Here is a 14,082-nt window from a genome sequence, read left to right as displayed (position 1 = left end):
TCCTTCGTGCGCCTGTTTGTTGGCGCCGCGTTACAAAATTAGTAGTCAGTGGCGCTGCAATCAGCTCATCTGCATGACGCGAGTCATGGCCTGGTCGTCTTCTTTGGCGCTGTTCATCATTTTCACGTGCAATTCGAACTGCTTGGACAGGGCCAGCACCGCCGTCATTTCTTCGACGGCATTGACGTTGCTCGACTGCAGGAAGCCCGAGTTCACCTTGACGCTGGCATCGGCCACCGCCGGCTGGCCGTCCTTGGTATGGATCGCGCCATCCAGGCCCTTGGTCATGTTGGCCAGGTCCGGCTTGACCAGCTTGATGCGGTCCACTTCAGCCATCACCCGCGGGCCTTCGCCCATGGCGCGGATGCTGATGGTGCCGTCTTCGCCGACTTCGACCTTTTGCTCGGGCGGCACCGAAATCGGCCCGCCATTGCCCATGATCGGCATACCGTTGCCGGCCCGCAGCACGCCCAGTGCGTCGATATTCATGCTCGCGGTGCGCACGTAGGCTTCGCCGCCATCGGGGGTTTGCACGGCGATCCAGCCGTCACCGCCGACGGCAACGTCCAGGTCACGGCCGGTCTCGACCATCGAGCCAGGGGAAAAATCGGTGCCGGGGCGCTCGGTCAGGGCAAACGCCCGCGCCGGAAAGCTGTCACCAAACACCGGCATCGAGCGGGCCTGTTCCAGGTCACGCTGAAAACCGTTGGTGGAAATGTTCGCCAGGTTGTTGGCATGGGCCTTTTGCGCCAGTGCATTCTGGCTGGCGCCGGTCATTGCCACATAAAGGTACTTGTCCACGCTCATTCCTCTTACTGACGGACGTTTGCCGCCCACCGATGTACTGAGGAGTCTTTAGCAATTTGCGCACCAACTTTTTAAAAGTCAGGGAAAGGCAGGTGGGGCAAGGGGTTGGGGCGTATCAAGGATTATTGCAGGGGCAGGACGAGTCGGAAAAACGGCGGAGTTCTGCCGGTTGCGGCAAACACCGGTCTTGGCAGTGACACAGGTCCATTGTGGGAGCGGCGGTGCGACGATTCGACTTGCTCGCGAAGGCGGTGGATCAGTCGGTACCTGTATTGACTGATCCACCGCCTTCGCGAGCAAGTCGAATCGTCGCACCGCCGCTCCCACATTTTTATCCCGTTGTGTCAGGGGTTTATTTGTCGGCCTTGAGCACTGCGTAATCGCGCAATTTGTTGGCGATGGTGGTGTGGGACACGCCCAGGCGCTTACCCAGCAAGCGACTGCTGGGGTGCTCTGCATACAGGCTTTCCAACACCGCCTTTTCAAACCGCCCGACAATCTCTTCCAGGCCGCCCTCCAGGGAGAAATCGCCAAGCGGCTGGCGCACGCCGTAGTCCGGCAAGCGAATATGCTCAGCCTTGATCGTGCCGCCCTCGCACAACGACACCGCCTGGAACAGCACGTTTTCCAACTGCCGCACATTGCCCGGCCAATGGTAGTGACTGAGCCGCTCCATAGCCGCCAGCGCCAGCCTGGGCAGCGGGCAGCCGATCAGGCGGCTGGCCTGGTCGATAAAGTGCTCGACCAGCGGCGGCAGCCCGTCGAGGCATTCGCGCAGCGGCGGGATATGCAGCGACAACACATTGAGCCGGTGATACAGGTCCTGGCGAAACTCCCCTCGGGCACACAATTCCGACAAATCCACCTGGGTCGCGCAGATCACCCGCACATCCAGATAAACCTCTTCGTCACTGCCTACGCGCCGGAAGCAACCGTCCTGCAGAAAGCGCAGTAACTTCACCTGCAACCGCGCGCTCATTTCGCCCACGCCATCCAGAAACAACGTACCGCCCGCCGTCAACTCCAGCAGCCCCAGCTTGCCCTCCGCCCGCGCCCCTTCAAACGCACCAGGGCCGTAGCCGAACAGCTCGGTCTCGGCCATCGACTCCGGCAACCCCGCGCAATTGAGCGCCATCAACGGTGACTGCCCGCGCGGGCTGGCCAGGTGACAGGCGCGCGCCAGCAACTCCTTGCCGGTGCCGGTTTCGCCTTCTATTAATAGGGGGGCGTCGAGGGGCGCCATGCGCCGGGCTTCACGCACCACCGCAGCCATGACTTTGGAGCTCTGGAAAATACTGTCAAAGCCCCGCAGCTCCTGCTTGCGCACATTGTAGATACGCTCGCCGACGCGGTCGGCGCGGTGCAAGGTCAGCACGGCGCCGGCCATGGCTTCGCTGTCGTCATGCTCGGACGATTGCAGCGGGGCGATGTCGGCGAGGAACACGTCGCCCTTGACCTTGACCCGCAGGCCATTGATCCGCGACTTGCTCGCACGCACCAGCTCCGGCAGGTCGAAGTCCTCGGCGTAGCGCGACAAGGGAATGCCCGGCACCTCATCCACGCGCACCCCGAGCAGCTGCGCCGCCGCGCGGTTGGCCGCGACAATCGAGCCGCCCATGTCGATGGACAGCACCGGGAATTCCAACGCCCCCAGCAAGGCGTTGAGCTCCATATGCCGACGCTCGCTGGGCATCAGCCCTACCCGCTTGACGCCAAACACCCCGGCAATCGCCTCGAACTGCGGGCGCAGGGCCTGGAATTGCATATTCACCAGATTCGGGCAGTACAGGTAGATGGCATTGCCATGTTCGCCGCCGACCTCGCCCTTGGCCACGTTGACCCCGTACTCCACCAGCAGGTTGAGGATGTCCCGCAGGATGCCAATGCGGTTCTGGCAATGCACTTTGATACGCATGTAAAGGCCCGGTTTGTTGTAGGAGGGCTGATCGGGCTGCGTCTTTTTGTCGCCGGACGCAGATAGTCGTCAAGATTATGTGACAGACAGTGACCTTTTCAAACCCGAAAATCCCAATGCCGGGTGCATAACCACCCAACCGTAACGAATACTTTACGAAAACCGGTGAATTTTCCTACAGCCTTAACCTAGTGGCAGGTGGAATCCACCGCCAGGCGGAGTATCAATAAGCCCATAGCAGGACATAACAAGAACGAATGCCTAGCAGGAGAGCCGTATGAAGCAGACGCACTACGTGGCCCGCGAGCCCGATGCGCAAGGTTTTATCCACTACCCGCCCGAAGAACACGCGGTGTGGAACACCCTGATCACTCGCCAATTGAAAGTGATCGAGGGTCGCGCCTGCCAGGAATACCTGGACGGCATCGACAAGCTCGGCCTGCCCCATGACCGTATTCCGCAACTCGCCGAAATCAACAAAGTGCTGGCCGAAACCACTGGCTGGCAAGTGGCGCGGGTCCCGGCGCTGATCCCCTTCCAGACCTTCTTTGAATTGCTCGCCAACAAGCAGTTTCCGGTGGCGACCTTTATTCGTACCCGCGAAGAGCTGGATTACCTGCAAGAGCCGGATATTTTCCACGAGATTTTCGGACACTGTCCGCTGCTGACCAACCCCTGGTTCGCCGAATTCACCCACACCTACGGCAAGCTCGGCCTCGCGGCCACCAAGGAGCAACGGGTGTACCTGGCGCGCCTGTACTGGATGACCATCGAGTTCGGCCTGGTGGACACCCCCGAAGGCCGGCGCATCTATGGTGGCGGCATCCTGTCGTCGCCCAAGGAGACGGTGTACTGCCTCTCGGATGAGCCCAAGCACCAAGCCTTCGACCCCCTGGAAGCCATGCGCACGCCCTATCGCATCGACATCCTGCAGCCGCTGTATTTCGCCCTGCCCAACCTCAAGCGCCTGTTCGAAGTGGCGCAGGAAGACATCATGGGCATGGTCGAGCGCGGCATGCAGCTGGGTCTGCACGCGCCGCTGTTCCCACCCAAGCCCAAGGCGGCTTGAACTGATGCTTTAAAGGCCAGGTGAGCCTGTTCCCTGGCCGCGCGTTGCTTTAGGGTGACGCGACTGGCAACCGAATTCCACATACTCGATTTCAGGAACACCTTTATGACCACCTTGAACCAAGCCCATTGCGAAGCCTGCCGCGCCGACGCCCCGCAAGTCAGCGACGAAGAACTGCCGGTGCTGATCAAGCAGATCCCCGACTGGAACATCGAAGTGCGCGACGGCGTGATGCAGCTGGAAAAAGTATTCCTGTTCAAGAACTTCAAATTCGCCCTGGCCTTTACCAACGCCATGGGCGAAATCTCCGAGGCTGAAGGCCATCACCCAGGCCTGCTGACCGAATGGGGCAAAGTCACCGTGACCTGGTGGAGCCACTCGATCAAGGGCTTGCACCGCAATGACTTCATCATGGCCGCACGCACCGACGAAGTGGCCAAGGACGCCGAGGGCCGCAAGTGATGCATTTCGCCGCGATTGGCCGGGTGCCTGGTGATCCGATCCTGGGGCTGATGGAGTCCTATGCCAAGGACGCCAACCCGCAAAAATTCGACCTGGGCGTGGGCGTGTATAAGGATGCCCAGGGCCTGACTCCGATCCTGCAGGCGGTAAAACGCGCCGAGCAGCGCCTGGTCGAGCAGCAAACCACCAAGACGTACATCGGCGGGCATGGCGACCCGGCTTTCGGCCGCCTGATCAGCGAATTAGTGCTGGGCGCAGGTTCCGCGCTGCTCAAGGCACAACGCGCCGGCGCCACGCAAACCCCGGGTGGCACCGGCGCCCTGCGCCTGAGCGCCGACTTCATCGCCCACAGCCTGCCAGGCCGTGGCGTGTGGTTGAGCAACCCGACGTGGCCGATCCACGATACCATCTTCGCCAAGGCCGGGCTCAAGGTCAGCCACTACCCCTATGTGGGCAGTGATAACCGCCTGGACGTGCCGGCCATGCTCGCCACCCTGGCCACCGTGCCCGAGGGCGACGTGGTGCTGCTGCACGCCTGCTGCCACAACCCCACCGGTTTCGACCTGTCCCAGGACGACTGGCGCCAGGTGCTGCAGATCGTGCGCGAGCGCCAGTTGCTGCCGCTGATCGACTTCGCCTACCAGGGCTTTGGCGATGGTCTGGAGCAGGACGCATGGGCGGTACGCCTGTTTGCCGATGAACTGCCTGAGGTGCTGATCACCAGCTCCTGCTCGAAGAATTTCGGCTTGTACAGCGACCGCGTCGGCGCGCTGATCGTGTGTGCCAACGATGCCGAGAAACTGTTGGATGTGCGCAGCCAACTGGCGTTTATCGCGCGCAACCTGTGGTCGACACCACCGGATCACGGGGCCGCCGTGGTCGCGACTATCCTCGGTGACAGTGCGCTCAAGCAGCTGTGGAGCAGCGAAGTCGAAGGCATGCGCTCGCGTATCGCGCAATTGCGTTCGGGCCTAGTCGAAGCGCTGGCGCCCCACGGGCTGTCTGAGCGCTTTGCCCATGTCGGCGTGCAGCGCGGGATGTTTTCCTACACCGGCCTGAGTGCCGAGCAGGTGAAACAGCTGCGGGAAAAACACAGCGTGTACATGGTCAGTTCCGGGCGCGCCAACGTGGCCGGGATTGATGAAACGCGGCTGGGGTTGCTGGCCGAGGCCATTGCAGACGTGTGCCGCAACTGACGAAACCGAATCAAATGTGGGAGCGGGCTTGCTCGCGAATGCGGTGGGTCAGTGATGGATATGTTGACTGATACACCGCATTCGCGAGCAAGCCCGCTCCCACATTTTTGACCGAGGCGATCTTCAGCCCGCAACCATCTCGGCCTTGACCTGCGCCTCCCTGGCCTGGGCATCCGCCAACCGATACAACTCGATATGCCCATCCCAGTGCTCGATCAATGCCGTGCACGACTCCACCCAATCCCCGCAATTGAGGTAGTCCACCTCGCCCACCTTGCGAATCTCCGCATGGTGGATATGCCCGCACACTACGCCGTGCAACTCGCGCTTGGTCACTTCGTGGGCGATGGCTTCCTCGAAATCGCTGATAAAGCTCACCGCGGTCTTCACCTTGTGCTTGAGGTACGCCGACAGCGACCAGTAGCCATATCCATAACGCGCCCGCCAGTGGTTCAACCAGCGGTTGAGGGTCAGGGTGAATTCGTAGGCCGAATCGCCAAGAAACGCCAGCCAGCGGTGGTAGCGGGTGATCACGTCGAACTGGTCGCCGTGGATCACCAGCAAATGCCGGCCATCGGCGGTCACATGCACCGCTTCGTCCACCAGTTGGATATTGCCCAGGATCAGCTTTGAATAGCGGCGCAGGAACTCGTCGTGGTTGCCAGTGACGTAGATCACCTCGGTGCCGCGCTTGCTCATGGTCAGCAGGCGGCGGATCACGTTCGTATGGGCCTGGGGCCAATACATGCCGCCGCGCATTTTCCAGCCGTCGATGATATCGCCCACCAGGTACACCTTGTCGGCATGGTAGCCCTTGAGGAACTGCGACAGATGTTCGGCCTGGCAGTCCCGGGTGCCTAGGTGCACGTCGGAGATCCACAGGGTACGAACCCGTTGCTTGCGGCTGGGTTTGGCGATCTCGGCGCTGGTCATGGCATACCTCGAGGGTGTTTTCGCCAGCTTGCTCCCGGGCAATTAATAGCCCATGACAGTCTTGCGTCAGTCAGATGACAGCGCCCGCCGCCCGTCGGGCGGTGTAAACTGCCGGCCTGCCCGGGAGATTGCGATGAGACCGACCCTCACGCTGCGCCATTACACCCATGACCTGATTGCCCATAGCCATGACCACGCGCAACTGGTGTTCGGCCTGGCCGGCCGCCTGGATTTCGAGGTCGAAGGCATGGGCGGCGAGATTTGCCCACAAGGGGTGATGGTGCTGCCCTTCTCCACCCACCACAGCTGTGGCAGCCCCCGGGGCAGCCAATGCCTGGTGCTGGATGTGCCCGACGAACAGTGGATGGTGCAATCTTTGGGCGAGCACGCGGATGCCAGTCGCCGCCTGCTCGACCAACCGGCCCGGGTGACCCTGGATGCCCGCCAGGGCCAATTGGTCAACTGGCTGGCGAGCGGCGCCCTGGATGACCCACTGATCGCCCAGCAAGGCGCGGTGCTGTTATTGGCTACGCTCAATGGCCAGCCGCAGGCTCAAGCCGGCGCGCGACGCCTGCCCTATGGCGTATTCAACGCCCATATCGACCAGCATGCGGCCTACCCGCTGCAGGTCGCGGATCTGGCGCGGCTGGCGGATATGTCCGTCGCCCGCCTGCACGCACGCTTTATCGCCGAATGCGGGCTGACCCCCATGGACTACATCCGCAACCGCCGCCTGCACATGGCCCGTGGCTTGCTGCGCGACAGCCACCTGCCGATTGGCGAGATCGCCGCGCGGGTTGGCTACGGTTCGCAAAGTGCGTTTGCCGCAGCGATGTTGCGCGCGTTCGGCAGCTCGCCCGGGGCCCTGCGCCGGTTCGACAACGGGCGCTAGTCCTGCGATAAAACCGGCGATTCCCACGACAGACACCCAGGCGCCAGGCGCTCTAGACTGGATGCCTGCCTGCCCACTGCTTTAAGGATTGTCATGACCCCGCGCACTGCCCTCGGCGCCCTGCACATCGGTGCACTGATGTTTGGCCTTACTGGCGTCTTCGGCAAACTCGCCGCCGCCTCGCCGAGCATTATTGTGTTTGGCCGTGCCGCTTTCGCGGTGCTGGCCCTGGTGCTGTTCGCGCGTTTTGCCAGCAGCACACCGTGGCAAAAACTCTACAGCGCTGACCTGCGGCGCCTGCTGCTCAGCGGCCTGCTGCTGGCCGGGCACTGGGTGAGTTTCTTCATCGCGGTAAAAGTGGCGGGGGTGGCGATTGCGACGCTGGGATTCGCCACGTTCCCGGCGTTCACGGTGATCCTTGAAGGCCTGATCTTCCGCGAGCGGATCCGCGCCAATGAAATGGTACTGGTGGTGCTGGTCAGCGTCGGCCTGGTGCTGGTCACCCCGGACTTCGACCTGGCCAGCCAAGCTACCAGCGGCCTGGTCTGGGCCGTGGTCTCGGGCCTGCTGTTCTCGCTGCTCTCGTTGAACAACCGCGCCAGCGCCAGCATTCCCCCGGTGCAGGCAGCCCTGTGCCAAAACGTAGTGGTCGCCGTGTGCCTGCTGCCCGTCGCCGCTCCAGGCCTTGGCGAGGTACGTGCCCTGGACTGGTTGTGGATCGGTCTGCTGGGGGTGTTTTGTACCGGGCTGGCCCACAGTTTGTTTGTCGCCAGCCTCAAGGTGCTCAAGGCGCGCACCGCCGCGGTGGTGTTCGCCATGGAGCCGGTGTATGGCATCACCGTAGCCTGGCTGCTGTTCAGCGAAACCCCGACCCTGCGCATGTTGCTGGGCGGCGCGCTGATCATTGCCGCCATCGTCGTCTCGGGCTTGATGAGCCGCCCGGCCAAGGCCAAACAGCCGCCGGCCATGGCCTGATCTATACTTTTCCTATCCGCAACAGTCAGCTGTCGTTCAACGGATACAGACTCCTCGACGACAGCCGTGGTCCTTGAAGTTGCTGCATGCGAGTGGTCGCTCCCTTAATGCTATGCAGGAGTTTCACCATGGACATGTTCATCCCCCTGATCATTCAGATCATCAGTGGCGCAGTCGGCGGCAACATTGCCGGCCTGAGCAAGCAAGGCCTGGGCTCCGGGCTCAATACGGTGGTCGGTGGCGTCGGCGGCCTGGTGCTGGGGCAGATCGTCGCGGCGATCACTGGCATGCCAGCGGGTGGCGCGCTGGATGTTGCCGCCGTGGGCAGCAATATCGTCGGCGGCGGTGTCGGCGGCCTGGTGCTGACGTTTGTCGTCGGCTGGATCAAGAATAAAATGGCCGCCAAATAAACCACCCCACACTGCCGGCCATGCGCCGGCAGTGTGGCCTACGAAGTCCGGTCGTTGTGCCCCAGGTCCCGTTCTGGGGCGATCTGGTCGCGCACCCGCTGCTTGAGCACCTTGGCCTCGGGGAAACCGCCATCGGCCTTGCGCTCCCAGATCTGTACGCCGTCGCAGGTGATGCGAAACGCCCCGCCGGTCGCCGGCTCCAGGGCGACTTTGCCGAGGTCGTCGGCAAAGGTGCTCAGCAGTTCCTGGGCCAGCCACGCGGCGCGCAGCAGCCACTGACATTGGGTGCAATAGGTGATGACAATCTCGGGCTTGGATGCGGACATAAAATGAAGAACTCCTGAGATGACGAGACAGGTGGATCGGATGGCTATAATACCGGCCTTTGCCGCCCAGCCCCGAGATTGATGATGCGCCGCCTGTTGTCCTGCCTGTTGCTGTGCCTGCTCCCTGTCCTTGCCCAAGCCGTTGAAGCCCCACGCCCGAAAATCGGCCTGGTGCTTTCCGGCGGCGCCGCCCGTGGCCTGGCGCACATCGGCGTGCTCAAGGCCCTCGAAGAGCAAGGCATCCACATCGATGCGATTGCCGGCACCAGCATGGGCGCGGTGATTGGCGGGCTGTACGCGTCGGGCTACAAGATCGACGAACTGGAAAAACTGGCACTGAGCATCGACTGGCAATTAGCGCTGTCCGACGCCCCACCCAGGGAAGACGTGCCGTTCCGGCGCAAGCAGGATGACCGGGACTTCCTGATCAAGCAGAAACTGAGCTTTCGCGACGACGGCAGCCTGGGCCTGCCCCTGGGCGTGATCCAAGGCCAGAACCTGGCGCTGCTGCTGGAGAGCATGTTCGCCCACAGCAGCAATACCCGCGACTTCGACAAGCTGCCGATTCCCTTTCGCGCGGTGGCCACCGACATCACCAGCGGCGAGAAAGTGGTGTTTCGCAAGGGCCATCTGCCTCAGGTGATTCGCGCCAGCATGTCGATCCCCGCAGTGTTCGCCCCGGTAGAACTGGACGGCCGGCTGCTGGTGGATGGCGGCATGACCGATAACATCCCCCTGGATGTGGCGCGGGAGATGGGAGTCGATATCGCCATCGTGGTGGATATCGGCACGCCGTTGCGCAACCGCAAGCAACTGGCGACGGTGGTGGATGTGCTCAACCAGTCCATCACCCTGATGACCCGCCGCAACTCCGAGGAGCAACTCAAGGCCCTGCACCCAGGCGACGTGCTGATCCAGCCACCCTTGGCCGCATATGGCGTGACCGATTTTGGCCGCGCCAAGGACATGATCGACGCTGGCTACCGCGCCACCAGGGCCCTGGATACCCGCCTGGCACGCCTGCGCCCAACCGGGTCGGTGGACGCCGAACTGACCGCCGCCCGCACCCCAGGCCAGCGCAACCCGACAATTACCGCGATCAAGGTGGAGAACGACTCGAAAGTCGGCGACGACGTGATCCGCTACTACATCCGCCAACCCATTGGCGAGCCGCTGAACCTGGCCCGCCTGCAATCGGACATGGGCACCCTGTACGGCCTGGACTACTTCGAGCAGGTGCAATACCGCGTGGTGAAAAAAGGCCCGGACAACACCCTGGTCATCAGCGCGCGCGGCAAACGCAGCGGCACCGACTACCTGCGCCTGGGGCTCAACCTGTCCGATGACATGCGCGGCGACAGCGCGTTCAACCTCGGCGCCAGCTACCGCGTCAACGGCATCAACCGCCTTGGCGCCGAATGGCTCACCAGGGTGCAGATCGGCGATCGGCAGGAGCTGTACAGTGAGTTCTACCAGCCGATGGATACCGGCTCGCGTTACTTCGTCGCACCCTATATCAGCGCGCAGGCGCAGAACGTCGAACTGATCCTGGATAACGACCCGATCTCCGAATACCGTCTGGAGCGCTACGGGTTTGGCCTGAACGTTGGCCGGCAGATCGGCAACAGCGGCGAAATCCGCTTCGGCGTCGGCGAAGCCTGGGGCAAGGCCGATGTGCGCATCGGCGACCGCGACTTGCCCAGCGTGAGCTTCAACGAGGGTTTCTATGAACTGAAGTACTCCTTCGACTCCCTGGACAACGTGTACTTCCCCCATACCGGTGAAGATATTGGCCTGGCCTACCGCGAATTCGAACCGGGCCTGGGCTCCGACCAGCGCTACCGGCAATGGGAGTTCAAGCTGGACAAGGCCATGAGCCACGGCCCGGACACCCTGGTACTGGGCGGGCGCTACGGGCGCACCCTGGATGATTCCGACGTGGTGATTTCCAGCTTCCTGCTGGGCGGTGCGCGGCAGCTGTCAGGGTTCCGCCAGGATGCGATTTCCGGGCAGAACGTCAGCCTGATGCGCGCGGTCTACTACCGCCGCCTGACCCCACGCTCCTACTTGCCGTTGGACTTCCCGCTGTACCTGGGCGCCTCCCTGGAACGCGGGCGGGCGTGGAACAACGACAATGAGTTCGACAGTGGCTATATCAATGCCGCGAGCATCTTCCTCGGGTTTGATACACCGCTGGGGCCGTTGAACTTCAGCTATGGGTTTAATGATGACAATCAGAAGGCGGTGTATCTGAATCTTGGGCAGACGTTCTAACAACGACGCTGAACCAACATGAGGGGCAGGCTCGGGCTTGCTCGCGAAAGCAGTGGTTCAGTCACCGGATACATTGACTGACACACCTCTTTCGCGAGCAAGCCCGCTCCCACATTTTGATCAGCGGCGTAATCGGATCAGGTCTTTTCCAGGTTCGCCAGAATATGCCCATGCACACGCATGCACACCCGCATCTCTTCTTCATCGACCCCCACAAACAGCTCCTGGCGCAAAGCCGTGGCAATGGTCTCGATTTGATCGATCAACGGCCTTGCTGGATCACACAACACAATGCGCTTGGCACGCCGGTCTTCCAGCACAGCCTGGCGTTGCACCAGGCCCTGGCTCTCCAGGCTGTCGAGCAGGCGCGCCAATGTAGGCCCTTCCACCCCGACACTCTGGGCCAGCTCACGCTGGGTCGGTGCTTCTTCAAAGCGGGCCAGATGCAGCAGCACCAGCCAGCGCGCCTGGGACAACCCCAGCCCAGCCAGGCGGCGATCCAGTTCGGCGCGCCAGCCACGGGACATTTGCGCCAACTGCATGCCAAAACGGTGTTGATCGGTTAACGGCATAAAAAACTCATGGATTAGACTGAAAATAAAGTGTGGCTAATTATTAGTCAGCTAAGCATGACCTATGACAGTAGGCAAGGCTTGCAATGTACTGATTCGTTACATTGTCGTAATTGGCGCATCAAATCTCGAATTCCGACTGCAAAGCGGCCCGCACACAGTACAAAACACCCTCCGGCACTCGCCCGGTGAACAGCGGCCCGATGTCGGACACCGGTGGCAACTCGCCCTCGCCGTCGAGAAACGCATCCTGGATTTCACCCAGCAAATCTTCCGGCAGATCCAGGGCCTGCTCCAGGGACAATTGCTGTTTTCCAATGGACTCGGCCAGCAAGGTGTAGACGTTTTTTTCCGAACACTGCAACTGCCCGGCGATCTGGATCGGGGTCATGCCGGCGCGGGCCAGGCTGATCAGTTCGTGGCGGATATCGGCGATTTCCTTGGGTGCCTCGGCCTGGCCACCAAGGACTTCCAGGAAGGCCTGGCCATAACGCTCAAGCTTGCGCGCGCCGACGCCACTGACCCGGGCCATTTCGGCCATGGTGGTCGGTTGCTCGCGCAACATCTCCAGCAACGTGGAGTCGGGGAAGATGACGTAGGGCGGCACGCTGTGCTCTTGCGCCAGCTTGCGGCGCAAGGCACGCAGGGCTTCCCACTGTTCGCGCTCTTCGCCCCGCACCAGTTGGCTGGCCTGGCTGGTACTGCTGGATTTGGCAGTGGTCTGCGGCTTGAGGTCGCGGCGCAGCTCCAGGCTGACCTCGCCCTTGAGCAGTGGCCGGCAACTGTCGTTCAGGCGCAGGCCGCCGTAGCCTTCCAGGTCGATATCCACCAGGCCGCGTGCCACCATCTGGCGGAACAGCGAGCGCCATTCGCCTTCAGCCCGCGCCTTGCCTACGCCGTACACCGATAGGTGCTGATGGCCAAAGCTGCGGATTTTTTCGTTGTCCTTGCCCAGCAGTACATCCACCAGATGGCCGACGCCATAACGCTGGCCGGTCCGGAAGATCGCCGACAAGCCTTGGCGCGCCGGCTCGGTAGCATCCCAGGTCTGCACGCCGTCCACACAGTTGTCGCAATGCCCACAAGGCTGGGGCATGTCTTCGTCGAAATAGGCGAGCAAGGTCTGGCGACGGCAGCGGGTTTCTTCGCACAGCGACAGCATGGCGTCGAGCTTGTGCTGCTCCAGGCGCTTGTGGCGCTCATCGCCTTCGGAGTTCTGCAGCATCTGCTTGAGCATCACCACATCCTGCAGGCCGTAGACCATCCAGGCATCCGCCGGCAGGCCATCGCGACCGGCACGCCCGGTTTCCTGGTAGTACGCCTCAAGGGACTTTGGCAGGTCCATATGGGCCACGAAACGCACGTTGGATTTGTCGATGCCCATGCCAAACGCAATGGTCGCCACCATGATCAGGCCTTCCTCGTTAAGGAAGCGCTTCTGGTGATAGGCCCGCAACTCGTTGGGCAGGCCGGCATGGTAAGGCAGCGCGGGATAGCCCTGCTCACACAGGAACGCCGCCACTTCATCGACCTTCTTGCGCGACAGGCAGTAGACGATCCCGGCATCGCTGCGCCGCTCGGAGAGGAACGCCAGCAACTGCTTGCGTGGCTGTTCCTTGGGCACGATGCGGTAAAAGATGTTGGGACGGTCGAAGCTGGAGAGAAAACGCTCGGCGTTCTGCAGGTGCAGGCGCTCGACGATTTCCTCGCGGGTGCGCTTGTCGGCCGTGGCGGTCAGGGCGATGCGCGGCACATTGGGGAACAGTTCGGCCAGTTGCCCCAATTGCAGGTATTCACGGCGGAAATCGTGGCCCCACTGGGATACACAGTGGGCCTCATCGATGGCGAACAGGGAGATTTCCAGGCTCTGCAGGAATGCCAGCATCCGTGGCTGGACCAGACGCTCGGGCGCCAGGTAGAGCATCTTCACTTCGCCACGGCGGATCCGCGCCGCCAGGTCGCGTTGCTGTTCGGCACTCAGGGTAGAGTTCAACGCGGCGGCGGCGACGCCCAACTCTTCCAGGGTGGCCACTTGATCGTCCATCAGCGCGATCAACGGCGAGACCACTACCGCCAGCCCTTCACGCAACAATGCCGGCACCTGGAAGCACAACGACTTGCCGCCACCGGTAGGCATCAGGACCAGCGCATCACCGCCGCTGGCCACGCGCTCAATGATCGCACCCTGGCGGCCACGAAAGCTGTCGTAGCCGAAGATGTCCTTGAGGACGCGTTGAGCCTGTTCAAGCAT

General features: G+C 62.2%; 13 protein-coding genes. 7 read left to right on the top strand and 6 right to left on the bottom strand.

Annotation, left to right across the window (positions count from 1 at the left end; genetic code table 11):
• Positions 1 to 60: 60 nt before the first annotated feature.
• Positions 61 to 801: a flagellar basal body rod protein FlgF gene (locus HBO11_RS17585; RefSeq protein WP_057438904.1), complete on the bottom strand. Its 741-nt coding sequence runs from the start codon at positions 799 to 801 to the stop codon at positions 61 to 63.
• Between the two features lie 358 nt (positions 802 to 1,159).
• Positions 1,160 to 2,722, bottom strand: coding sequence for a sigma-54-dependent transcriptional regulator (locus tag HBO11_RS17580; RefSeq protein WP_169955909.1), 1,563 nt, complete (start codon positions 2,720 to 2,722; stop codon positions 1,160 to 1,162).
• 277 nt (positions 2,723 to 2,999) lie between these two features.
• Between HBO11_RS17580 and phhA the strand changes: the two genes are divergently transcribed.
• The 3 genes from phhA (at position 3,000) to HBO11_RS17565 (ending at position 5,449) form a co-directional block, all read left to right on the top strand.
• Positions 3,000 to 3,791 (top strand): phenylalanine 4-monooxygenase, encoded by a 792-nt coding sequence (gene phhA / locus HBO11_RS17575; protein WP_099168095.1) that lies wholly within the window; start codon positions 3,000 to 3,002, stop codon positions 3,789 to 3,791.
• A gap of 105 nt (positions 3,792 to 3,896) precedes the next feature.
• Positions 3,897 to 4,253 (top strand): 4a-hydroxytetrahydrobiopterin dehydratase, encoded by a 357-nt coding sequence (locus HBO11_RS17570; protein WP_017134918.1) that lies wholly within the window; start codon positions 3,897 to 3,899, stop codon positions 4,251 to 4,253.
• Positions 4,250 to 5,449, top strand: coding sequence for an amino acid aminotransferase (locus tag HBO11_RS17565; protein WP_169955907.1), 1,200 nt, complete (start codon positions 4,250 to 4,252; stop codon positions 5,447 to 5,449). Before HBO11_RS17570 ends, HBO11_RS17565 begins: the two co-directional genes overlap by 4 nt.
• 123 nt (positions 5,450 to 5,572) lie before the next feature.
• On the opposite strand, the gene HBO11_RS17560 is transcribed toward HBO11_RS17565, so the two are convergent.
• Positions 5,573 to 6,382, bottom strand: a complete 810-nt coding sequence (locus tag HBO11_RS17560) for a UDP-2,3-diacylglucosamine diphosphatase (RefSeq protein WP_169955905.1) — start codon at positions 6,380 to 6,382, stop codon at positions 5,573 to 5,575.
• A 133-nt stretch (positions 6,383 to 6,515) separates the two neighbouring features.
• Between HBO11_RS17560 and HBO11_RS17555 the strand changes: the two genes are divergently transcribed.
• The 3 genes from HBO11_RS17555 (at position 6,516) to HBO11_RS17545 (ending at position 8,659) form a co-directional block, all read left to right on the top strand.
• Positions 6,516 to 7,274 (top strand): AraC family transcriptional regulator, encoded by a 759-nt coding sequence (locus HBO11_RS17555; RefSeq protein WP_169955903.1) that lies wholly within the window; start codon positions 6,516 to 6,518, stop codon positions 7,272 to 7,274.
• Positions 7,275 to 7,367: 93 nt separating this feature from the next.
• A complete protein-coding gene (locus tag HBO11_RS17550) occupies positions 7,368 to 8,249 on the top strand; it encodes a DMT family transporter (protein ID WP_169955901.1) in 882 nt (293 codons plus the stop codon).
• 128 nt (positions 8,250 to 8,377) lie between these two features.
• Positions 8,378 to 8,659 carry a hypothetical protein gene (locus HBO11_RS17545; protein WP_169955899.1) on the top strand — a complete coding sequence of 94 codons (282 nt, stop codon included), beginning with the start codon at positions 8,378 to 8,380 and terminating at the stop codon, positions 8,657 to 8,659.
• Between the two features lie 38 nt (positions 8,660 to 8,697).
• Here the strand turns inward: HBO11_RS17545 and HBO11_RS17540 are convergent, their stop codons facing one another.
• Positions 8,698 to 8,985, bottom strand: coding sequence for a SelT/SelW/SelH family protein (locus HBO11_RS17540; protein ID WP_169955898.1), 288 nt, complete (start codon positions 8,983 to 8,985; stop codon positions 8,698 to 8,700).
• Between the two features lie 84 nt (positions 8,986 to 9,069).
• Between HBO11_RS17540 and HBO11_RS17535 the strand changes: the two genes are divergently transcribed.
• Positions 9,070 to 11,259, top strand: a complete 2,190-nt coding sequence (locus tag HBO11_RS17535; protein WP_169955896.1) for a patatin-like phospholipase family protein — start codon at positions 9,070 to 9,072, stop codon at positions 11,257 to 11,259.
• A 137-nt stretch (positions 11,260 to 11,396) separates the two neighbouring features.
• On the opposite strand, the gene HBO11_RS17530 is transcribed toward HBO11_RS17535, so the two are convergent.
• A complete protein-coding gene (locus tag HBO11_RS17530; protein WP_169955894.1) occupies positions 11,397 to 11,831 on the bottom strand; it encodes a MarR family transcriptional regulator in 435 nt (144 codons plus the stop codon).
• A gap of 121 nt (positions 11,832 to 11,952) precedes the next feature.
• On the bottom strand, positions 11,953 to 14,082 hold the full coding sequence (recQ, locus tag HBO11_RS17525; RefSeq protein WP_169955892.1) for a DNA helicase RecQ: 2,130 nt from the start codon (positions 14,080 to 14,082) through the stop codon (positions 11,953 to 11,955).

Source organism: Pseudomonas sp. WS 5010, assembly GCF_012985565.1.
Lineage (GTDB): Bacteria > Pseudomonadota > Gammaproteobacteria > Pseudomonadales > Pseudomonadaceae > Aquipseudomonas.
The sequence above is the reverse complement of the archived record's forward strand: the minus strand, read 5'-3'. Positions and strand labels throughout refer to the sequence as shown.